This window comes from Bacillus sp. EA-CB0995 (assembly GCF_055814245.1).
Genome location: NZ_CP169269.1, coordinates 2008929 through 2031510, shown reverse-complemented (window position 1 = coordinate 2031510; position 22582 = coordinate 2008929). Strand labels below are relative to the sequence as shown.

Annotated in this window: 21 protein-coding genes and 3 pseudogenes; 6 read left to right on the top strand and 18 right to left on the bottom strand. The window is 36.0% G+C overall.

Annotated features, from left to right (window positions below):
- Positions 1–240: 240 nt before the first annotated feature.
- The 5 genes and pseudogenes from ACEWFJ_RS10615 to ACEWFJ_RS10595 all read right to left on the bottom strand — a co-directional run bounded on the left by ACEWFJ_RS10615 (position 241) and on the right by ACEWFJ_RS10595 (position 5123).
- The gene (locus ACEWFJ_RS10615) at positions 241–708 is read right to left on the bottom strand and encodes a DUF2691 family protein (protein WP_473692057.1); all 468 of its coding nucleotides are present in this window, start codon (positions 706–708) and stop codon (positions 241–243) included.
- Positions 709–807: 99 nt separating this feature from the next.
- Entirely contained in the window at positions 808–1371 is a 564-nt protein-coding gene (locus tag ACEWFJ_RS10610) for a GNAT family N-acetyltransferase (RefSeq protein WP_473692055.1), read from the bottom strand.
- Between the two features lie 24 nt (positions 1372–1395).
- Positions 1396–2410, bottom strand: a pseudogene (locus tag ACEWFJ_RS10605) (S66 family peptidase).
- A gap of 540 nt (positions 2411–2950) precedes the next feature.
- Positions 2951–3822, bottom strand: a pseudogene (locus ACEWFJ_RS10600) (RNA polymerase sigma-70 factor).
- A 17-nt stretch (positions 3823–3839) separates the two neighbouring features.
- Complete coding sequence (locus ACEWFJ_RS10595; RefSeq protein ID WP_473692053.1) at positions 3840–5123, bottom strand: phytoene desaturase family protein; 1284 nt, start codon at positions 5121–5123, stop codon at positions 3840–3842.
- 399 nt (positions 5124–5522) lie between these two features.
- On the opposite strand from ACEWFJ_RS10595, the gene ACEWFJ_RS10590 reads away from it, so the two are divergent.
- Positions 5523–6326 carry a GNAT family N-acetyltransferase gene (locus ACEWFJ_RS10590; RefSeq protein ID WP_473692051.1) on the top strand — a complete coding sequence of 268 codons (804 nt, stop codon included), beginning with the start codon at positions 5523–5525 and terminating at the stop codon, positions 6324–6326.
- A gap of 44 nt (positions 6327–6370) precedes the next feature.
- Here the strand turns inward: ACEWFJ_RS10590 and ACEWFJ_RS10585 are convergent.
- The 4 genes and pseudogenes from ACEWFJ_RS10585 to ACEWFJ_RS10570 form a co-directional block, all read right to left on the bottom strand.
- A pseudogene (locus ACEWFJ_RS10585) lies at positions 6371–6475 on the bottom strand (tryptophan 2,3-dioxygenase); the annotation flags it as partial.
- A complete protein-coding gene (locus ACEWFJ_RS10580) occupies positions 6476–6670 on the bottom strand; it encodes a DUF2164 domain-containing protein (RefSeq protein WP_473692439.1) in 195 nt (64 codons plus the stop codon).
- A 190-nt stretch (positions 6671–6860) separates the two neighbouring features.
- A complete protein-coding gene (locus ACEWFJ_RS10575; protein WP_473692049.1) occupies positions 6861–7328 on the bottom strand; it encodes a peptidoglycan recognition protein family protein in 468 nt (155 codons plus the stop codon).
- Positions 7329–7339: 11 nt separating this feature from the next.
- The gene (locus ACEWFJ_RS10570; RefSeq protein ID WP_473692047.1) at positions 7340–8143 is read right to left on the bottom strand and encodes a protein phosphatase 2C domain-containing protein; all 804 of its coding nucleotides are present in this window, start codon (positions 8141–8143) and stop codon (positions 7340–7342) included.
- A gap of 163 nt (positions 8144–8306) precedes the next feature.
- Between ACEWFJ_RS10570 and ACEWFJ_RS10565 the strand changes: the two genes are divergently transcribed.
- Positions 8307–9116: a YitT family protein gene (locus ACEWFJ_RS10565; RefSeq protein ID WP_473692045.1), complete on the top strand. Its 810-nt coding sequence runs from the start codon at positions 8307–8309 to the stop codon at positions 9114–9116.
- 96 nt (positions 9117–9212) lie between these two features.
- Here ACEWFJ_RS10565 and ACEWFJ_RS10560 read toward each other — a convergent pair whose 3' ends face one another.
- The gene (locus tag ACEWFJ_RS10560; protein ID WP_473692043.1) at positions 9213–9587 is read right to left on the bottom strand and encodes a VOC family protein; all 375 of its coding nucleotides are present in this window, start codon (positions 9585–9587) and stop codon (positions 9213–9215) included.
- A gap of 438 nt (positions 9588–10025) precedes the next feature.
- Here ACEWFJ_RS10560 and ACEWFJ_RS10555 point away from each other — a divergent pair, with 438 nt between their 5' ends.
- Positions 10026–11933: a PAS domain-containing sensor histidine kinase gene (locus ACEWFJ_RS10555; protein ID WP_473692041.1), complete on the top strand. Its 1908-nt coding sequence runs from the start codon at positions 10026–10028 to the stop codon at positions 11931–11933.
- Between the two features lie 264 nt (positions 11934–12197).
- Here the strand turns inward: ACEWFJ_RS10555 and ACEWFJ_RS10550 are convergent, their stop codons facing one another.
- The 6 genes from ACEWFJ_RS10550 to hutP all read right to left on the bottom strand — a co-directional run bounded on the left by ACEWFJ_RS10550 (position 12198) and on the right by hutP (position 18902).
- A complete protein-coding gene (locus tag ACEWFJ_RS10550) occupies positions 12198–12764 on the bottom strand; it encodes an undecaprenyl-diphosphatase (RefSeq protein WP_473692039.1) in 567 nt (188 codons plus the stop codon).
- A gap of 162 nt (positions 12765–12926) precedes the next feature.
- Positions 12927–13898, bottom strand: a complete 972-nt coding sequence (gene hutG, locus ACEWFJ_RS10545; protein ID WP_473692037.1) for a formimidoylglutamase — start codon at positions 13896–13898, stop codon at positions 12927–12929.
- Entirely contained in the window at positions 13877–15148 is a 1272-nt protein-coding gene (gene hutI / locus ACEWFJ_RS10540; RefSeq protein ID WP_473692035.1) for an imidazolonepropionase, read from the bottom strand. Before hutI ends, hutG begins: the two co-directional genes overlap by 22 nt.
- Before the next feature lie 12 nt (positions 15149–15160).
- Positions 15161–16819 carry a urocanate hydratase gene (gene hutU / locus ACEWFJ_RS10535; RefSeq protein WP_429719605.1) on the bottom strand — a complete coding sequence of 553 codons (1659 nt, stop codon included), beginning with the start codon at positions 16817–16819 and terminating at the stop codon, positions 15161–15163.
- Between the two features lie 16 nt (positions 16820–16835).
- Positions 16836–18353 carry a histidine ammonia-lyase gene (gene hutH, locus ACEWFJ_RS10530; RefSeq protein WP_473692033.1) on the bottom strand — a complete coding sequence of 506 codons (1518 nt, stop codon included), beginning with the start codon at positions 18351–18353 and terminating at the stop codon, positions 16836–16838.
- Positions 18354–18461: 108 nt separating this feature from the next.
- On the bottom strand, positions 18462–18902 hold the full coding sequence (gene hutP, locus ACEWFJ_RS10525) for a hut operon transcriptional regulator HutP (protein WP_035437001.1): 441 nt from the start codon (positions 18900–18902) through the stop codon (positions 18462–18464).
- Positions 18903–19117: 215 nt separating this feature from the next.
- Here hutP and ACEWFJ_RS10520 point away from each other — a divergent pair, with 215 nt between their 5' ends.
- Positions 19118–20065, top strand: coding sequence for a class I SAM-dependent methyltransferase (locus ACEWFJ_RS10520; RefSeq protein WP_473692031.1), 948 nt, complete (start codon positions 19118–19120; stop codon positions 20063–20065).
- A 55-nt stretch (positions 20066–20120) separates the two neighbouring features.
- On the opposite strand, the gene ACEWFJ_RS10515 is transcribed toward ACEWFJ_RS10520, so the two are convergent.
- Complete coding sequence (locus tag ACEWFJ_RS10515; RefSeq protein WP_473692029.1) at positions 20121–20711, bottom strand: AAA family ATPase; 591 nt, start codon at positions 20709–20711, stop codon at positions 20121–20123.
- 70 nt (positions 20712–20781) lie between these two features.
- Positions 20782–21474, bottom strand: coding sequence for an aspartate/glutamate racemase family protein (locus ACEWFJ_RS10510; protein WP_473692027.1), 693 nt, complete (start codon positions 21472–21474; stop codon positions 20782–20784).
- Positions 21475–21731: 257 nt separating this feature from the next.
- Here ACEWFJ_RS10510 and ACEWFJ_RS10505 point away from each other — a divergent pair, with 257 nt between their 5' ends.
- Both ACEWFJ_RS10505 and ACEWFJ_RS10500 read left to right on the top strand, forming a co-directional pair.
- On the top strand, positions 21732–22031 hold the full coding sequence (locus ACEWFJ_RS10505; RefSeq protein ID WP_473692025.1) for a hypothetical protein: 300 nt from the start codon (positions 21732–21734) through the stop codon (positions 22029–22031).
- Between the two features lie 103 nt (positions 22032–22134).
- The gene (locus ACEWFJ_RS10500; protein ID WP_253630023.1) at positions 22135–22566 is read left to right on the top strand and encodes a DUF2621 domain-containing protein; all 432 of its coding nucleotides are present in this window, start codon (positions 22135–22137) and stop codon (positions 22564–22566) included.
- The last annotated feature ends 16 nt before the right edge of the window (positions 22567–22582 follow it).

Here is a 22582-nt window from a genome sequence, read left to right as displayed (position 1 = left end):
AAAGCGCTTTCATTATTAAGTATTACAAAAAGACTTATTGACAGTTCAATACATTCATACAAGCTGCCATAAGTATAAAAATTGAAAGTGTTTTTGTCAATATTTTTAGAAAATTTAGATAAATATTTATACACTTTTAGGCACTATAAAACGTTAATGTTGATATTGACTCAAAAATAAAAGAACCAATTCATGGTTCTTCTATTTACTTTAGAAATCTATCCCCCCATTTTTTTACACTTACCATACACTCATTCGTGTTCTACCATCATTTTCATCTGTTATATATTCAACGTTCTCATATCCCATCTCTAGTGCGTTTTTATATAATTTTCTAGTATCTTCTTTATCCTTACAATATATCGTTGTATAAGAACAATCAGCTATCAATACAATTAGTTCGCAATCACTATTCACAAATTCTTCATACGTCGTTATTTCAGATACATTTTTCTCTTTTGGAAACCCCTTTACGTCTACAAATATTAAGTAATAACTTTCACTATTTATCAAATTATGCATTGTTGAACCATCAATAACCTCTTGCTCATCAGGAAAAAAAGGAATATCTAGTTGGTTTTTAGAAACTAAATATGATTCTTCAGATTCAACAAGCCATTTTAAAGTAGTAATCTCAACGGGTTTTAATATATCTGCAAGATGCTGTCCATAGTCGTTTGGAATCTGAAATGTAATACCTCTTATCATTCCTCTTCACTCCCCCTAACTTATTCACTTACATTTTATATATAATAAGTTGTTTTTGAAAAACAAAAAGAAGAGTAAATTACTCTATTACTCTCCCTTTTATATATCATATTCCTCTCGCGAAATCGCATATATTTTCGTATCTCGATATGCTCCCTTCACAAACATATCTTTTCGCAACGTTCCCTCATATTGCATTCCTAAACGTTTCATCACTCGTTCTGATTGTACATTACTAGCATGACACCTTGCTTCAATACGGTTTAACTGTAATGTTTCAAAGCCATAACGGATACATGCTTTTGCTGCTTCCGTCGCAATGCCTTGCCCCCAATAGTTTGGTGATAATGCATACGCCAGTTCGGCCTTATGGTGATTCTCGTCATATTCGATAAAACCGCACGTCCCTATGATCTTTTTTTCGTTTTTCAGTTCTATTCCGTAAGCCGCCATTTCTCCTTTTTCATATTGATCTAGGATTGACTGTACGAATATTTGTGAGTCCTGTAATATTTCATGCGGATACCAAACTGTATACGTCGCAATTTCTGGATCTGAAGCATATTCAAATATATCTGGAGCATCTTGTATTGTTAACGGTCTTAAACGTAATCGCTCAGTAGAGAGTGTTGGATATTTTTCCGTAATATTTTTATATTCCATTCATATTATTTCCTTTCCACATTGCTACCTAAAGTGCTGAATAATTACTCCTTTACCAGCTTCCACTTCAATTTCTGCAAATGCTCCATTTATAAATGTAATTTGCGGAGGCATATGACCACAGTCTATATCATAAATAATTGGAATTTGAAGCTCATCAGTAAGTTCTTCATATACATCTTTGGCAGTATAACCATTGACTGGATGGTTTGCAGCACTCCGACCAAATAAGATACCTGAACAATTATCAAACCAACCTGCTAATTTCATTTGAACCAATGAACGTCGCAAATCAGTAGTAGTTAACTCGCAGTTTTCAAAATACCAAATGAAGGGATCTTCATTAAAGTGTTTCTGCCTAAAATCTTGTACTCTACCAAACTGAGTGCCAATGAGATGTCTAATAACATCGATACACCCACCTAACAATCGACCTGCAATTTTCACATTTTTATTTGAAATTGTTTTCCAATTTGTATCTTCCGTTAAATGAAAAACACACGGAGATGGATTATTATGCTCCCATTTCTTTTGATATTTCTCTGAGGAGTATTGGATAATTGAAGAACCTGTTTCCGTTGATAAAACAGTTTGCCACATCGCTGTTGTATCATCGGAGTATTCACCTCTTAAATCTACTAAATTTGTTCCGTGAGCAGTCGCTATTCCTGTGTTTAAAGTTATTGCTAATAATAAGGTACTTGTATCCGAGTACCCTAGTACCCATTTCTTGTTTATCTTTTCAAAATCAATTTCTTCTAGTATTTCAATTAATAGTTCACCGCCCCAAGGAGGAATGATCATATCAATGTTTTCATCTTGCATCATTTCAATAAATTCATTCGCTCTCTTTTTTCGCACTAGAGGATTTAGCTTTCTCTTCTGTCCAAACCGTTTCTCCGCAAACGACTGTATAACCTTTTCTTTCCATACTTTCACAAGATTGTTTAAACATATTATGTAACGCTTCATCTACGCCAGACGAAGGTGCTGTTACACCAATCGTTGTCCCTTTTTGTAAAAACGGATATTTTATCATATGTACTCTCCCATTCTTTTCTATGCATCTAGATTTACATTCGTTAAAGTACAATGAAACCCCTTCATTATAAGTAATCAAGGCCGTGTTAAATCATTACTGCTTACTCTTAAAACACCATACTCATATAGCTTAATCGAGAACAACATAACATTTATATATTCAAACACAACTAAAAAGGTCTAACAATTTGTGGCCTTGAAATAAAGTTTGATTAAATTAGCCATATAAACCTTGATAAAAGAGCAGATAGAAAAAGCATATTTTGAAAAAAGATTGATCAAAACACGCTTTTTCTATCTTCAATTGAATCATTCTTTTATAAAAAAGTTTGATCATTTCTGTAATCCTTATTCCATTAAAGTGCCCTTTTTGAATAAGGATCTTACTGTTAATGCCAATATCGCTGGATTTGGTACACTATAATGTTTTGAACATGTGTTGCATCTGATAGTAGCTATTAGGTCTCCCGAAATCATGAAATAAGTAGACTACAAGGTTGACCCAACATCATTTTTTATTGATGTTTTGGATAACTCCTTAGATATTTTTGTTTAAACGGCTAAGCTTATCAGGATTCGCCACCATGTAAATGGAATTGATTTTCCCTTCTTTAAACTCAAATGAAAATACGTAGGCCAGGTAACCGTTAATCATAACAACAATTCCTGGACCACCATTAACCTTTTTAAATTTGAACACTGCACCTTCTGGTAACTTTTTAATTATACTCAAGAATAGGCGTGTAATTCGATCCGCAGTATAAATAGGTTTAAGTGTAGTTGTAACTTTCCCGCCACCATCTGCATAAAAGATTGCGTCTTTCTGCAGCATTTGAATCATTTCTGAAATTTCACCGTTTTGCAATGCCGCAGTGAACCTTTCTACATAGTTACTAAAATGCTGATAATCTTGTTGGTAAACATTCGGTTCATATACAAGGCCTTTCTTTGCTCTATGAAATATTTGCCGACAGTTTGTGCTGCTTTTATCCACCATAGAGGCGATCTCATCATATTCGTATTGAAAGACTTCTCGTAAAAGAAACACTGCTCTTTCAACTTCAGATAACTGTTGCAACAACATTATATAGGCGGTGGATAAAGATTCCTTCATAAAATATGAATTAGCCGGATCATCAAAGTAATCTTCCACAATCGGTTCAGGAAGCCATGTGCCCACATAAGTTTCTCTCTTGTGGGCAGCAGACCTTAAGTGATCAATACAACAATTGGTCGTAATTTTACACAAATAGGCTTTTACGCTTGTAATGGACTTGGAATCTTTAAGTTTTGCAAAAGTAACGAATGATTCATGAACAATATCTTCTGCATCCATCACACTTCCTAGCATTCGATATGCTAGAGAAAAAGCAGTGGCTTGTAATCTTGATAAATTTGTTCTAATTCCATCTTCTTTTTCTCTTGACTCATACTAACACCCAATCTTTTTTCAATATGTGTAATGCTGCACGTTTCGCACTTGCAACAGCTGCATCGACCAATAATTCCTCGTCTCCTGCCCAATCTCCTACTATATAAAGGCCCTTTATTTCCGGAACAGCTGGACCTGGTTTTTCCGTTCTACCGGTATGAGGAAAATTATGCACAACGGTTATTTTAGGTAAATATTGCTGTTCGACCACTTCTTTTTGCCAGCCTGGATGAAGCAAATCCATTGTATGTTCCAATTGCTGTTTATCTGTTCGAGAATCTATTGAACTTCTATTCAAATCATGATATTTAACCAAGGAAACTACGGATGTTCCGTCATTACTCAGCTTCGCGGCCCTAGATTGATTTGTAAAGGCGACTGGTTGGTCAAGCCCCAGCACAAATTGATGATTTATATTAGGCAACGTTTTTAATCCTAAATCGTAGCAGGATGCGGTTACAGGAATTGCTTCCTCCTTCCAACGATACAGGGAGGTTTTTTCAACATGGGGTACAAGGCGACATGCTTCGTTAGGAGGTGTTGCAATAATCACACTTTCTACATCAAACGATTCTCCATTCGTACAACTCACTCGTTCAACTTGGCCATTGTGGTCAATACTATTCACATTCATAGATTCAAGAAGTTTAACACCGAAACTAACAGCTTTAGACCTTAATTCGGTTACAATAGATTCCCAACCATGGTCGACATAGAGAACCCCTTCTTTCATACCCTTCTGGATCTGTCTCAAAACTGGACGAGCTAGCTGTATACTTGGAGCATATGTTAGAGTGGTTAATCTACATAATGCATAAAAGAAGTGGCGTACCATTGGATCAATGATTTCCCTTTCTGCCCAAGCTTGCACGCTTTCATTTGAAACCGAATTCACATCCATTTTACTGAGATGAAACATAAGCTTTGCAAGACGGACCTTCCCTAAACCATTAAGAAATTGCTTCGAAAATAAGGAACGTAAACCCATCGGTACTTGATAAACCTCATTTTTCCAAATAACATGTGCACCCGTAGACGGTTCATTTCCCTTGATTGTAATCCCGAGTTCATCAAATATCTTCATTGCTTCACCGCCTTTATAAAGGGCATGTGCACCTAGGTTCATGAGAACGCCATTTTTATTAATGGTCATCGACCGTCCTCCGTATCGGTCTGATTTCTCAAGCACCACTACCTTCTTACCTTCCTTTGCTAGAAAAAGAGCAGCTGTTAATCCAGCAAACCCACCACCAATAATGGCGACATCAAATTTATTCATTTAAATCCCTCCTATTCTTTTCATTAATCAAGACGGATAGAGGGTTTCAATTGTGACAAAAAAACTTAATTTATGAAAACCTTTTTTTAGCCGAATATACGGACCAGTTTACCTGTGGGCTATATTCATTATTGGACATATGGTGGCACAATTTGCAGATGCTACATTTACCCCTACTAGAACAACTCTTATTCAACAAAGGGCCTATAGTAGAGTAACAAACTGGAGTTTTACATCATCGACAAGAACATAAAAAGAGAAATCCTGTTTAAATTATAGGATTTTAATCAAACTTTATTCACAATCCACACAATTAAAAAGGAAGCAAAAAAAATATGGCGTATTAGGTACATAGTGAACAAAATCTCTAATAATCAGGAAAGGTGAATAAATAAAAATATGAAACATGTTATGAATGTAGAGTTAGCAAAACGATTAGAACAATCTGAAATAGACATGATGTATTCGAGATTGAAAACCATTCAAGAACAAGAAAATAACCCAATGGGCATCGATATCCAAACTTTTGGAAGTGCAATGGCCTTTTCAGCAAAAGGAATCCCAGGCCCTTCTTTCAATACTGTAAAAGGTGTAACATTTACTGATAAAAAGGAAATAGATGAGATAATCGATTATTACAAAAAACAAGACGTTCCTTGTCGCTTTGAAATAACTCCTGCTCATTCAACTCCTGAACTATTTGAGTATTTGTCTAAAAAAGGGTTTTATCAAACAGACTTTCATACCACTCTTTATGGAGACGTAACGGAAAATACTATTTCAAATAAACTCATCGTTCGAGATTTAGAAGGATATGAGTTTCACATCTTCGGAGATATTTATGTAAAAAGCTTTGGCATGCCTACTTTCACCATAGACGGTGTTAGTCAAAATAACAAAGTGTTATTTGGGCAAGAGGGCTGGCATTTTTATTTAGCTCTTATTGAAAACACCCCAGCTGCAATTGGTGTTTTATATACTAATAAAGGCATTGCTTCCCTAGCAGCTTCAGCTACTTTACCTCATTTACAAGGAAACGGCTGTCAAACCACTTTACTTAAACATCGAATGAATGCAGCCAAACAATTAGGTTGCGAATTAGTCGTTGGGCAAGCACGCTTCGGAAGCATTAGCCAAAATAATATGGAACGAACTGGAATGAAAATTGCTTATACAAAGGCAATTTGGACAAAAAGAGGCTAACTCACTAAAATGTGAGTTAGCCTCTTTCCTTTGTGTAAACTTACATGTGGTGTTTTATAATCAAGCGCGAATTCAATTATTCGATATTGATAAAATTGAAACCCGGATGCTTGACCGAGTGAATCGCGAAATTAAATATATTCAGCTGGCTACTTAACTGGCTTTTCTAATACATATAAATCTTCTTCTAAATTTGTAAGTTTATCTGCGACAAGCTTTCTAGCGTCTCCTATCGCCTGATTATATATATGCGGCCCTAGTTCTTTTATCATTTCTTCAATTAAACGTTCCGCTTGAAAACGACCAATCTCTTCTAGCCCTTCCTCTTCAAAAAACTGTTGAATATGTTCTACAAGTGCTTCTTTTTCTCATTTGGTAATTTCATAAATATCATGCTATAAATCTCCTTTTTCATTATTAGATAAAGTGAAACTTCCATCAGCGGGGTTTTTCATCCCCCACTGATGGTTAGTTGAACCAATCAGGCTTTTATAGGCAGTTATCCCCTATCTATCTTCCTCGCATCTCTCTGACTTACTGCCCGTTAATGCGGGATAGAATGCTGCGCAATTCTGTCATTGAAAAACGTGTTCCAGGACACGTCTTTGTTACCCCATCTAACTCGCAATGACCAAGAACCTGGTCACTATACAAAGAAAACTCACGCATTAACTGTTTACATAGCCAATGCAAAGAAAGCATTTGTACTGGTGTTGGATCATAGTCGTCAAAATTGCCAGACATGCAAATCCCTATACTCTCAGTATTATATCCTTTCGCATGAGCTCCTATATACAGTCCTCGACCTTCATAAATAGTACCATCTTCTTCAAGAAAATAATTGTAGCCAATTCCGCTCCAACCTTGATTATTTTGATGAAAATCATGCGTTTTATATATATCCCATCCATTTTCCGCTGTATGATGAATAATAATTTGTTTAACAGCTTGCAATGGTTGCAGCGGATCACGAAAAGATAGATTTGCTTTTTGAATATGCATAGTCTCACCCTTTACAGACGAATGATAATTGCTGTTTTATCATCTGGACGAACAAACTGTTTCGCTTCTAATTCCTCTATTATTTGTACGTATTGTGTAATACCATGTTCCCACACAAATTGTGCACTTTTTTCTAGCTGCCACTCTGGGTGAAACAAGCCATCTGAACAAATAAATAAATCTGTAATTTCTTGTCGTAATAGTTTCCCTTGCTGAATAAACAAGACTACTTCACTCATCCCATTTGCAACAGAATATCCGTTTGGAATATTTGCCATATAACGATTGTAGCTTAATTGCTCCTTTCTATCATCAAATATTGCTTCACTCGGAACAGAAAGTCCTTTTTGACGATCTTCTTCACGCTTTTGCTTTGCCCGTTTACTAATCCCTTTCACAGTGTCTTCCGTAAGTACTTGAACTGTTCCATCAAAAAACTTAGCAACAATCATACAATCTCCAAGCTGCGCATATTCTATCGTTTTATCTGTTATATAAATAGCGGCAATACACGTACACCAAAGTTGATCTTTTTTTGTTGTATCAATATGATAGGATTGCATTTTTTCTTGCAACAACTGATTTGCTTTAGCAACTTCATTTTGCAAGAAATCCACATCTGAAATAGATTCAAAGTGTTGCTGAAACAAATGCGAAGCTAAATATGCTCCGTTATGCCCATTCTCATCTTGAAACTCAATAAGCGGCGTTGCCCCATCACACACACCATATAGCTTTAAACCTTCATTACAAATCAGTGCATCTTCACATTCTCTTTTCAACGGACTCTTTTGCTGAAACACTTGAATTTTCATATTTACCCTCTCCCCTTTCCAAGAACAGAAATCGCTTCCATTTTTCAAACTAATCTAATTTCCCTAAATAAACTGTTTTCCCTCAAATATTACAAACTCATATATAATTTTGAATTAATGTGAGTTTGTATATAGAGCATTTTTAGTGAAGGACGGGAAAGATATGTATCGATTACTTGGAGTGATTTTAGGGTCTTTAGTTGTAGCACTTTCTTTTAATCTTTTCCTTATCCCCCACAAGATTTTAAGCAGTGGGATTAGTGGAATTGCAATTATCATTGGAATCTTAACCCCATTTAATACTGGAATAGTAAACTTTTTATTAAACTTACCTATTCTTATTTTAGGGTATATTGGACTTGGCAAACGATTTATCGGTTACACAATCGTATCAGTTATCACACTTTCGGCAGCATTATACGTTATTCCTGTGCATGCAGTGGCAACCGATGCGCTACTTTCTTCGTTATTTGGTGGTGTAATTGCCGGTGCAGGTATTGGACTTGTTTTCAACTGCGCTGGTTCAACAGGTGGATTTGATATTATCGGTATGTTACTTTCACGTAAAAAAGATATTCAGCTTGGCGGAATCTTAATCGTACTTAATACTATTGTAATCATTATTTCTGGATTTTTCTTCGATTGGGATACTGCCTTAAACAGCTTATTATCTATTTTTGTTACAGGAAAAGTACTTGATGCGGTTCACACAAAACATCGAAAAATTACTCTAATGATTGTAACAAGTCACGCAGAAAAGATGAAAGAAAAGCTTCTTTCCAGTCTTGTGCGCGGGATTACCTTACTCGACGGAGAAGGTGCGTACTCAAATGAGAAAAAACATGTATTAATGACTGTAATTTCTCGAGAAGAACTAGCTGGAATGAAATCTATAATTTCTGAAGTTGATCCGCAAGCGTTTGTAAACATTACAGAAACAGTGGAAGTATTAGGGTTATTTAGAAGAGGTTAAAAGCGAGATGGAATATTATCCATCTCGCTTTTTCACAATAAATTTACCTCGTATTAACGGACAGTAAGAACCCCACTGATGGAAGTTTCACTTTATTTATGCTTCTTTCCGCTCCATAAATTCAATGCGGTTTCCAAATGGATCTGATACATAAAATCTTGTAACATCAGGACGTGCTGTATCGACTATAACAGAAACCCCTTTTTGCGTTAAATCATCTTGAAAATGTTCAATATGCTGAACATAAAAAGCAGGATGGGCTTTTTTTGCAGGAGAAAAATTTTGTTCTACACCTATGTGAATCTCTTGATTTCCACAAAGAAACCAACAGCCTCCTCGCTTTTTTAGTTCTTCTGGTTTTGGAAGCTCTTCTAATCCGAGTATTTCTCCATAAAATGCTCTTGCTTTTTCTTCGCATCCTGTTGGTGCCGCTAATTGTACATGATCAATCCCTTGAATCTTAAACGTCATAATATTCCCTCCCCTTTCCTATCCTTATTATACCAAAGGGGTTTTATAAATAACTTACATACTTATTATGAAGATGTATAAGAAAAACGAAAGAACATCTAATATTTTCAGTTATAAAGTGAACCTTTTATCAGATTGTTTTTTCATCCAAATTAATGAAAAATTCCTATCAATAGAACGATTACAGGTAATTATTCCTTACCTATCTTCTTTGTTTTCTCAGAATCTTAAAGAGAAAGACTTACTAACCGTTTTCAGAAAATAAAACTTATAATTTAGAAATATACAATTGAAATTGACTATTCATACTTAGCATGTCTATACTCTTAAAGGATATAACATTAGAAATATTAAATATTTAAAATAAAACATATAAAACAGTAAATCAGCTATCTAAAATCATCACATATACAGAATATTTATCCGGGGGAATAATGAATGCGATGGAAACGGTTTACGTCTTTTAAAAAAAGTATACATCCAAAAAGACGCTCTATTATTACAAAAAATAAAATGACAGAATGTATAATTGCAACAGAGCATTGCACATCTCTTTTCAAACATAATCCCGATGGTATCTTATCTGTCGATTTACAAGGTAATATATTATGTGCCAATCCTGCAGCAGAAAGAATGCTCGGATATACAGCTAAAGAATTTGAAAAGATGACACTCTACTCTTTCATTACTTCGCAACATACAGAACAAAATTTACAATCCTTAAAAAATATAATGAATAAAAAACAGCAAGAATATAAATTATCTATGATACATAAAAACGGTCACCCCGTAGAAATAATTTTGAAAAGCTCACCAATTTTTGCAGATCATAAGATAGTCGGCACATATGTAATAATGAAAGATATCATGAAAATAAAACCAATAAAAGAAGATGCTACATTAACAAAACAACAACTAGACTCGCTTCTAAAAAATACAGTAGATGCCATTGTTGTTCTTGATTTAAAACTTCGGGTAATTAAAGCCAATAAAGCTTTTGAAACTCTATTTGGCTGGACTGAACAAGAAATGCTCGGAGAAACAATACCCACTATCCCAGACTTTTCAAAAGAGAAATACAACAAAATCTATCAAGAACTTGCTAATAACAAACTTTTCACATCACAAGAAACACTTAGAAAGCACAAAAACGGGAATTTAATTAATGTAAGTAATTTTATCTCTCCTATTGTAAATACATACGGAGAAGTAGTAGCGTTTGTAAGTAGTTTAAGGGATATTACAGAGCGTAAAAAAATGGAACACGCATTAAAAGAGAATGAAAAACGTTTACGGACTCTTATAAATGCGATGCCAGCGTTTATCCTTTTGAAAGATGAAGAAGGAAGATGGCTTGAAGCAAATGATTATGCCATTTCTAGTTTAAATTTTGAAAATGTGCCATATCGCGGCAAAAAAGATAGTGAGTTAATCCAATATAATAAACTATATCGTAACTCCTTCTTATACTGTGAAAAATCTGATGAATTTGCATGGGAGAAAAAAGAGAGCATACGTGGTGAAGAAATTATTATGCACTCTAGTTCCACTCCTCTTATTCTCGATATTATAAAAGTACCTCTTTTTCATCCTGATGGGTCCCGAAAAGGAATCGTCATTATGGGACAAGATGTTACAGATTTAAAGAGAACAGAACAATTATTGAGAAAATCTGAGAAACTAGCAGTTGTTGGACAGCTAACTGCTGGAATTGCTCATGAAATCCGAAACCCATTAACCTCTTTAAAAGGTTTTTTAAAATTGCTAGAACCTGATATTAGTGAAAACAGCAAATGGTATGTTGATGTCATGTTAAGTGAGATTGCTCAAATGGAATCGATTACGAATCAATTTATGGCAATGTCTAAACCACAAACTGTATCTATACAATCTTGCCAAATTCAAAAATTAATTGAAGAAGTGGTAACGTTCATTTTACCAACTGCAATGATGCAAAATGTACATATTATCATGAATCACGCATCCATTTTGCCAACAATTCAATGTGATGGAAATCAACTCAAACAAGTATTTATCAATATCTTGAAAAACGCCATAGAAGCAATGCCTCACGGAGGTAATATTTTCATTGAAACTATGCAGGCAGAAAATCATTCTATATTAATCAGCATCACAGATGAAGGCTGCGGAATTCCACAAGATCGCATTTCACGTTTAGGGGAACCCTTCTATAGTTTGAAAGAAAAAGGAACTGGATTAGGGTTAATGATGTGTTATAAAATAATTGAAGAACATAATGGAAAATTACACATTACAAGTGAATTAAATAAGGGGACAACTGTATATATTCGGTTACCTATTATGTCCAAAATAAAAGCCAAATAAAGTGAAACTTCCATCAGTGGAGGTTTTCTTCATCCCCCCTATCTTCTTCACTTTTCTCTACATCTTGAGGTGGGGGATCTTACTGCCCACGAATAGGGAGATAAATAAGGAGAGCAAACAGAAAAGTTACTTTCCTATTTGCTCTTCTTTTAGTAAGCAATGCTTTATCATTTTTTTATATTTCAATTATTCATACTCCACTAACTTCCTAATAATTAGAATCTACTCTAACAAGATAATACGCATTTCATATTCCATTCATGATTAACGCAATCTTACGAACGTACAAAGACGATTGTAGCTATGCATAATACATAAAACAAAAGAATTCCATAACCATAAAATAACGTTAACAACAATACTAGTTAGACTCCCTATTAAGGCGCTTCCTATAATATCAGATGGATAATGCTGCCCACTCCAAATACGTGAGAATCCTGTTAAAAATGCTAACAACCACATAAAGCATCCAAGCATACGTTTATAAAAGAGGATAGACGTTGCAACGGCAAATGAGAGCATCGTATGTTTGCTCGGAAATGAAGAATTCATTCTTGGTGGAACTGGAGGTAATAGATGCGCATTATGATTCAAAAAAGGACGAGCTCTAAAATAGGATCGTTTTATAAAAAAATTAATAAGTAACGTTATACATGCAGAGATTGATGCCTGTATCGTAATTTTTTTATAAAACCTGTTACGAAACCACATTAGGATTAATAAAAGAGCATACATATAGCGCGCTTTTTGAGAAATCATTATCATAATGGTATCTACAGATGGATAACGCCCAACTAACTGGTTAATAGCTCTAAATATTTTGTAGTCCATAAGAGCATCTCCTTCCATTTCACTTTAAATATTATTCTTAGTATTTCTAGATAACAAAGAACTATGTACTATGTCCCAATACGATTAAAATGTAATCCAAAAGAAAAAAGAGCTAACGGTCAAAATTCCGTTAAAACGAAACTTTGAGTTAGCTCTCTTTTCTCATATATTTATTTGTTTACGCACCGTTTCGCGAGCCAATAAAAAGCTCATAATCACCTGTGCTGCCACGCGGCTTGTCATATCGCGAAAATCAAGTGTTGGATCGATTTCCACAATATCCATACCTGCCACAAGAGGTTCTTGCCCAAGTACTGTCATTGCATCAAGTAACGTGGTACTATCCATACCACCCGGCCCAATTGCTGGACACCCTGGTGCAAATGCTTGATCTAATACGTCCATATCAACAGAAATATAAATAGATGTAACACCTTGATAGCGTAGTAATTCAATACTTTCTGTAATAATATCTTTTATATGACGCTCTCTAACATGTTGCATTGTATATACTGTTACTCCATGTTCTTTTGCATATTCATGGTACGTACGGGCATTAGAAAAGTTTCGAATCCCTATTTGCACGAGTTGCTTCCCTGTAATAACATCATTCTCTAATAAACTACGAAACGGTGTCCCATTTGAAGGTCCGCCATCTTCTAAGTTACGTAAATCATGATGAGCATCAAATTGAATAATCCCAACTTTCCCTTTACTACTTGCAAAACCACTTATACTTGGAAAGCTAATGGAATGATCTCCACCAAGAACAATCGGTACCATCTGTGGATTCGACTTTGTAAGACTTTCTAACGTTTTTGTAATGCGAGCATGGCTTTCTTTTATATCCGTGACATGCATCGTAATATCACCGCAATCATACAGAACGCTATCTTTCATATCATGCTCTTCTGTAATTGCATACGTACTATAAGCATCTAACATCGCTCGAATTGTGTTCGGTGCAAAGCATGCGCCCGAATGACTAATGGATGGTTTTGACAGCGGAGCACCAATTAATGCTGCTCCGAAGATTTCTTCGCTTTCATCCCATCTCTTAATCATATCGCTCCATTTCGTTACTTCACGGTCAATAAACTTTGCATTTTTCTTTAAATAGTGGCCTTGCTCCACACCTTGTCACCTCTTGTATACGCAATATTTCCTTGCTTCCATACTGTATTTACATGACTAACGCCGTAATGGTATGGTACGTACGCATAATTGTATGCATCCCATAATACGATGTCCGCCTTACGTCCAACACGGATTTTTCCAGCTACATCACCGCGATTAATTGCATACGCTGAGTTTACTGTTACAGCATTCCATACTTCTTCTGGTGTCAATTTTAACTTTAACATCGCAATACTCATGATGAGTTGAATGTTTTCTGTCGGACAGCTGCCAGGATTGAAATCAGTCGCTAAAGCTACTGCTACACCATCATCAATCATTTTACGGCCTCTAGCAAAACTTTCTTTATTCAAGTAAAATGTTGTACCTGGCAGCAGTACAGCAACTGTATTGGAATTTGCTAGCATCTCAATCCCTTTATCAGATGCTCCGACTAAATGGTCAGCTGATGCAGCACCAATCTCAGCAGCCGCTTCCGCACCGCCAAGCGGATCGATTTCGTCCGCATGCATTTTCACATCAAAACCGAGTTCTTTCGCCTTACGTAAAAACTCTTTTGATTCTTCAACAGAGAATACTCCTGTTTCACAGAAAATATCAACAAACTCTGCTAATTGCTTTTCCTTAATTTCTGGTAGCAAGTCAAGCATCCACTGTAAAAATTCTTTCGATTTTCCCTTATATTCTTTCGGCACTGCATGAGCCCCTAAGAACGTTGACACAACATCAATTGGATGCTCCTTCTGCACTTGTGCTGCCGCCTCTAATTGTTTCCACTCTGTTACATCATCTAATCCATAACCACTCTTCGCTTCCATTGTTGTTACACCAAAAGATAACATGCGATCTAAGTGGAATTTTGCCTTTTCAACAAGATCTTCTTTTGTTGCTTGTTTTGTAGCATTTACAGTGGAAAGAATTCCGCCGCCTTTTTCTAAAATCTCTAAATATGGTACACCTTGTAGTTTGAGAGCAATTTCATTTTCACGAGAGCCGCCAAATACAAGATGTGTATGCGGATCGACAAGACCGGGTGAAACCATTTTTCCTTCGCAATCCACAACTTCTTTTGCATGTAATTCCTTCGCCTCTTCCATTGTGCCTACGAATGTGATAATACCATTTTCAATACCTACCGCACCGTTTTCAATGACAGGAAGCGTATTCATCGCTTCCCGCCGTAGTAATCCATCTTCTTGATCCATTGTTAATAATTGACCGATATTCGTTAATAAAATGTCTAGCATGGTTTCTCCCCCTTACTTCATCATCGGAATATTGACGCCTTTTTCTTTTGCTGTTTGCACTGCAAGGTCATATCCAGCATCAACGTGACGAACAACACCCATTCCAGGGTCAGAAGTTAAGACGCGCTCAATTCGTTTTGCTGCTGCTTCCGTTCCATCCGCAACAATAACCATTCCCGCATGAAGAGAATATCCCATACCAACACCGCCGCCATGGTGAACAGATACCCAGCTTGCGCCGTTTACACTGTTAATTAACGCATTTAAAATTGGCCAGTCAGCTACAGCATCACTGCCATCTTTCATTGCTTCTGTTTCACGGTTTGGCGAAGCAACAGATCCGCAGTCTAAATGATCACGACCGATAACGATTGGTGCAGATAATTCACCGTTTGCTACCATTTCGTTAATAATACGGCCAAATTTCGCACGCTCTCCATATCCTAACCAACAAATACGGGATGGAAGTCCTTGGAATTCCACTTGATCACGTGCCATACGAATCCAATTACATAAATGCTCATTATCAGCAAATTCACGTAAAATAACTTCATCTGTTTTATAAATATCTTCTGGATCACCAGAAAGTGCTACCCAGCGGAATGGTCCTTTTCCTTCACAGAATAACGGACGAATAAATGCTGGAACGAATCCTGGGAAATCGAATGCATTTTTTAAGCCTTCATCATATGCAACCTGACGAATATTATTACCATAATCAAACGCAATTGCACCGTTCTTTTGCATATCAAGAATTGCTTCCACATGTTTTGTCATACTTTCCTTTGATAATTGTACGTAGCGCTCTGGATCTTCTTGACGAAGCACTGCCGCTTCTTCTAATGAATAACCAACTGGAACATAACCATTTAACGGATCATGTGCAGATGTTTGGTCTGTTACTAAGTCTGGTGTAATGCCGCGTTTTACAAGCTCTGGTAAAATTTCAGCTGCATTACCTAATAATCCAATGGAAATAGGCTCTTTCTTTTCTTTATATTCCTTCGCAACAGCTAATGCTTCTTCAAGAGATTCTGTATACATATCACAATATCTCTTTTCAATGCGGCGATCGATGCTGCGTTTATCAACATCAATTGCAATCACAACACCGTCGTTCATCGTAACAGCAAGCGGCTGCGCTCCGCCCATACCGCCAAGACCAGCAGTAATTGTTAATGTTCCCTTTAATGAACCGCCAAAATGTTGACGTGCAGCTTCACCAAATGTTTCGTAAGTCCCTTGTAAAATTCCTTGTGTACCAATATAAATCCAGCTACCTGCTGTCATTTGGCCATACATCATTAAGCCTTTTTGATCAAGTTCACGGAAATGCTCCCAAGTTGCCCATTTTGGGACTAAGTTTGAGTTTGCTAGAAGAACACGCGGTGCATCTTCATGAGATTTAAAAATTGCCACTGGCTTCCCAGATTGAACTAATAACGTTTCATCACTCTCTAAATTTTTAAGAGACTCTACAATTGCATGATAGCTATCCCAGTTACGAGCAGCACGGCCGATACCACCGTATACAACAAGTTCTTCTGGCTTTTCTGCTACTTCTGGATCAAGGTTATTCATAAGCATACGAAGTGCTGCTTCTTGTACCCAACCTTTTGCATTTAATTCAGTACCTCTTGGCGCGCGAATTGTTTGTTTTACATTTTCCATTATAATCTCTCCCTTATTATAGTGCTGTATCTACATTAATGCGGTCCATTGTCCAATTTGTTGTTCTTAACCAATGAGCCGTGTTTTCAATATCTGTTGAAAAAATACGATCGTTTTTAATAGATGGTACAATTAGGCGAACTTGGTGATAAAACGCTTTCGTTTGCGTGCTCATTTGTTCAATACCGCGGTATTCAGCTGCTTGCATCGCACAAATCGTTTCAATTGCTAGTACGCGGCGTACATTTTGAATAATTTGATGTGCATGACGCGACGCAATTGTTCCCATACTTACGTGATCTTCTTGATTTGCTGATGATGGAATAGAATCTACACTCGCTGGATGAGCTAATGTTTTATTTTCTGAAACAAGTGCTGCTGCTGCATATTGCATAATCATCGCACCGGATTGAAGACCTGGTTCTGGACTTAAAAACGGTGGTAAATCGTTTAACTGCGGATTAACAAGTCTCTCAATACGACGTTCAGAAATATTTGCAAGCTCTGCCATTCCTACCTTTAAGAAGTCCATTGCAAACGCAATTGGCTGTCCGTGGAAGTTACCACCAGAAATTACTTTTTGACCACCGTCAAAAATAAGCGGATTGTCTGTTGCAGCATTCATTTCAATTTCTAACTTTTCTTTCACATAATTCAACACTTGCCAAGATGCTCCGTGCACTTGTGGAATACAACGAAGTGAGTATGCATCTTGTACACGAAGTTCCCCTTGCTTCGTAACAAGTTTGCTATCATGAAGCACATTACGAATACGACTTGCAACTTCTACTTGCTCTTTATATCCACGTGCAAGATGAACATCTTCATCAAAGGCATCAATAATGCCTTGTAATCCTTCAATTGTCATCGAAGCAATTAATTCTGCTTGATAAGCGATTGCTTCTGCTTCTAAATACGCTACAATTCCTTGTGCAGTCATTGCTTGTGTTCCGTTAATAAGCGCTAAACCTTCTTTTGCTTCTAATGTGATTGGTTCTAATCCTTCTTTTGTTAAAGCGATCATCGTATGAACACGCTCACCTTTATAAAACACTTCCCCTTCTCCTAATAAAGCAAGAGCAAGATGAGAAAGCGGTGCTAAATCTCCGCTCGCTCCAAGTGAACCTTGCTGCGGAACAACGGGATGAATTTGACGATTCACAAGTTCAAGAAGCATATTTACAACAAGTGGTCTAACACCAGAAATCCCCTTCAACATTGTATTTGCGCGTAACACAAGCATAGCGCGTGACACTTCTTCAGAGAAAGGTTCCCCAACACCACATGCATGAGATTGAATTAAATTATGTTGAAGTGCTTTCACATCTTCTTTTTGAATCAGTACATCACTAAATTTTCCAAAGCCTGTTGTAATGCCGTAAACGACTTTACCCTCTTCAACAATTTGCTCTACAGCTTGTCGGCACTCTGTAACTTTTTGCATACTATTTGGACAAGCAGTTACCTGCTCTCCTTCAAACAATATTCGTTTCATTTCCTGCAATGTTAATGAATGTCCAGTTAATGTAATCATGATTTTCCTCCTTTTAAAAAAAGCAAAAGGGGACCTTAGCTTTTTAAGACAGACTAATGTCCTAAAAAGTAAGGCCCCCTCTTAACTAATTAACTATGGGCAGTTTTTTTATATGTGATTAATACCTAATCCAATCGCCTCATGCTCTGATCCTTTCACAGGCGCACCTATCGTACCATATAGTGCAACAGCAACCCATTCGCCTTCTTTTTCACCGTCGTATGGTGTGCCGCGCACAATCGCAAATCGAAGCCCTACTGTACGAAGAACGTCTGCTAACTGAATCTGTCCTCTCGTTACTCCGTACAACGCTTCCATAATTGCATGATAAAGCGCATGTGTTTCTCTGTAAACGTCTGTTTCAATAACATGGTTACTACGTGCAGCTGTTTCCATTGCTGCAACAACTTTTTGCGAATTCATTGAACCGACTTTGCCCGTACAATATTTCCAACCTTTCGGAAGAGATAAAATCGGACTCTCGTGTTCCTCCGCAAGTGCAAGTAGCATCGCCATGCGACCAATTCGTTGTGTTCCATGAAGAAGCATGTGACTCTCTCTTTTCTTTTGAATTGTTTAAATATTTCTTAATTTAAGAATATATGAAAACGTTTAAATCGTCAATGGGTTACTGTGAGAATTTTAGTAAAAATTATTCATCACACAAATTTTTACAAAAGCATTCTACAATTGTGTACACAATTTATTTACAGCAAAATTTGACGCATGTTATATTCTCCTTAGCTGATTACAGGAGGGTTCCTATGGTAAAAAGAAAAGATATTCACTTTAGAATCTGTGAAGAATTGTTAGAAAGATTTGATGCAGCTTTGACATATGAAGGTCTTAACAAAACAGAAGTATTAACTCATGCCATTCGAAATTTTTGCATACAAGTGGAATCACAAAAGTTAAATGATGTAAAACGTCAATATACAGTGAATGACCATCTGCAAGTACGAATCGATACACATCTAAAATATGAAGAAAAACAAGTAGATTTAGATAAAATAGTAATATCTCAATTGCAATTAACAGGACAAGAAAAAATATTAGATATTGGCTGTGCAACTGGAAAATTTCTTATAACATTACAAAAACTTGGTCACCAAGGTCAGCTTACAGGGTTAGATCAATCCCCCACTATGATTCAAGAAGCAAAAAATAATAGTAACAGTAAAAAAACTATTGAATGGGTAATTGGAGACGCGACGAAACTCCCTTTTCCCTATAATTTTTACGATTGGGTTATTGCACGTCACATGTTGTATCATGTACCCGATGTCGAAAAGACTATTCGAGGGTTTAAAAATATTATCCGTCCAGATGGTGGTTTTCTAGCTACAACAAATTCCTATGCATCATTACCACGCATAGAAGACATGTGTAATCGAATGTTACTCGCATTTGAGTTACCTGAAAAGTCACCTACGGCTAGTCCATTTTGTTTAGAAAACGGTAAAGAACTATTGAGCGCAGTTTTTCCTATTGTTGAGGAAACTGTTATTCACAACTCTCTTCTTTTCCATGAATCTGCACCAATTATAAATTATATAGCAAGTATGTTTCCATCACTAAATATTCCAGATGATTTTAGCTTACATACAGAGATGAAAAAGTGGTTACAAGTTGAAATAGAACAGGATTTATCACATCATAACGGCATATGGCGCGATCCGAAGGCTGTAGCGGTTTATCGCTGTAGAAAATAATTAAAATAGTACTATACTAGCAAAGCTGTTTCTTCTAGAAAAAGACAGCTTTCTTTTATACCCCTCCACGCTCTCCTAACCATTTTATAAAATAGTGCTCCACTTCCTCTACTAACTTTGCATCCACATTCAAATACGTGACTGGAAATTGTTCATACCAACTTTTCTCTATTTCTATTAATTTCATTTGTTCTTCAAATGTACTTCGTTGTCTTATATCATCAGATTCTTTTCTTTTTTGCAATACTTCCTTTGAAGCGCTTAAATAAAAAATGGCTTGTGAACGACATTTCCGTAACTCCCTTAATTCATTTATCATTTCCTTTTCCATATCCCAATATTTTCCTATTAATTTTGGATAGTATAAGGTATAGAACTCAATATCTTCTGGTCCACGATCAAAAATGGTAATACCATTAGGTAGCTGCTGAAATTCTTCTATTTTCGCCTCAATAAAAAGCTTCTGATTTGCGATAAATCCTTCTTTTGTGCCGATATCTAATCGCATTTCTTTTCTCTTCGCGACAATTGGATACGGATTTTCGTATACAATCCGTATCCCTCTTTGTTCTAACCTTTTTGCTAATGTTGTTTTTCCGCTTGCCATAGGCCCTTGTAACGATATAATGTTCCTCATTTCCTTCATCCTTTTTATTCCAATGCTCTTTTTGTTCAATCATTAATCCAATGCCTTCTTTTATTAAAGTTAGATTCACTCAATCTTCTAAAGATTTATTAACAGCTTCAATGGCATGTATGAAAGCCGTATCAAATAATGGAACTCTAGAATCCTCTGGTTTTACTAATAATCCAATTTCTGTACACCCCAATATAATTCCTTCAGCTCCGTTACAAACTAAGCATTCAATTACTTTTTTGTAGTAATCCCTTGATTTTTGACACACTTTTCCTAAACACAATTCTTCATAAATCACTTTATTTACAATTTTTCTATCATTTTCATTTGGTACTAAAACCTTTATACCATTGGATTCTAATCGTGATTTGTAAAAATCTTGCTCCATTGTATATTTTGTCCCAAGTAAACCTACCGTGCTAATTCCTTTCTTTTTTACTTGATTAGCTGTAGCATCGGCAATATGTAAAATAGGAATATTGATTTTTTCTTTTACGTCATCTACAACCTTGTGCATCGTATTTGTGCATATAACAATGAAATCAGCTCCACCTTTTTCTAATGAAAATGCAGCTTCCCCCAACACTTCACCAGCTTGTTTCCAATCACCCTCTGATTGATAACGTTCAATTTCTTCAAAGTCAACACTATATAAAAGGCACTTTGCTGAATGTAACCCTCCTAATTTGTTTTTTACTTCTTCGTTAATAACTCGATAATACTCTACAGTTGATTCCCAGCTCATTCCACCAATAAGCCCAATCGTTTTCATAATTTCCCTCCCTACAAAAAATCTTCTCCATTAATTATATGGAATTTTCAAAATTATAAGCAAGATACTTCTCTCCTTGTTTCCTTTTTCTATCTGTCTTATAATAAAAAACAGAGATTAAATTGAACGTATTTTTCCGTTATGTAAGCTTGAAAAACCAAGCTTACATTATTTTTTGCTTTTCCTTTTCTTTTAAAAGGAGTATACTATATAGGAACATATGTTCTTTTTACTACATACAGTAAGGAGCTTGAACAATGGTATACGACACAAAGGTACGATCATGGAACGAAACATTGAAACAATTACAAAAGCGTTATACTGGAGCAGCGGTTGAAAATCGCAAGCAGTTTGAAGACATTGAACTTATGACTTTCTTTCAAAACAACGAATATATCGCCCTTCCTACACATATTAGCGGCTTATCAACAGTACGCTTTACTTCTTATTCTATTTTCACTACAGAGGATAAAAATCGCAAAGTTGGCACGCTAATCATCGAATATTTCGAAGATGATACAGAAACATTCCGAATTGAACAATTATACTTTGTATAAGAAAGCTTGGCCAATAGGTCAAGCTTTCTTGCTTTCTATGAATCTCACTGCTTATAATAAAAAGAAAAGAATCGGTTTCTAATAACATAAAGGGGGAATTATGTTGCTTGAAGGATGGTTCAGTTGGTTTATTGTCATATGGACAGTTATTTTACTAGGACTCATGTCCATTGGTGGATATTTTATGTTCCGAAAATTCTTAAAACGACTACCAAAAGAAGATGGCCTGTCCATTTTAGATTGGGAACAACATTATATCGATGAAACGAGACATTTATGGAAAGCTGAGCAAAAAGCTTTATTAGAAGAACTTGTCAGCCCTGTTCCAGAACTATTTCGTGACGTCGCTCGGTCTAAAATTGCTGGTAAAATTGGTGCACTCGCTTTAGAAGAACAAGCATCACAAATAACAGAAGATTTAATCATTAAAGGATATATTTTAGCAACACCAAAACGGGATCATAAGTTTTTAATAAAAAAATTAAAAGAAAAGCAAATTGACTACTCACGTTATCAATCGTTATTAGCAAAATAAAAAACCTCAAGAATTC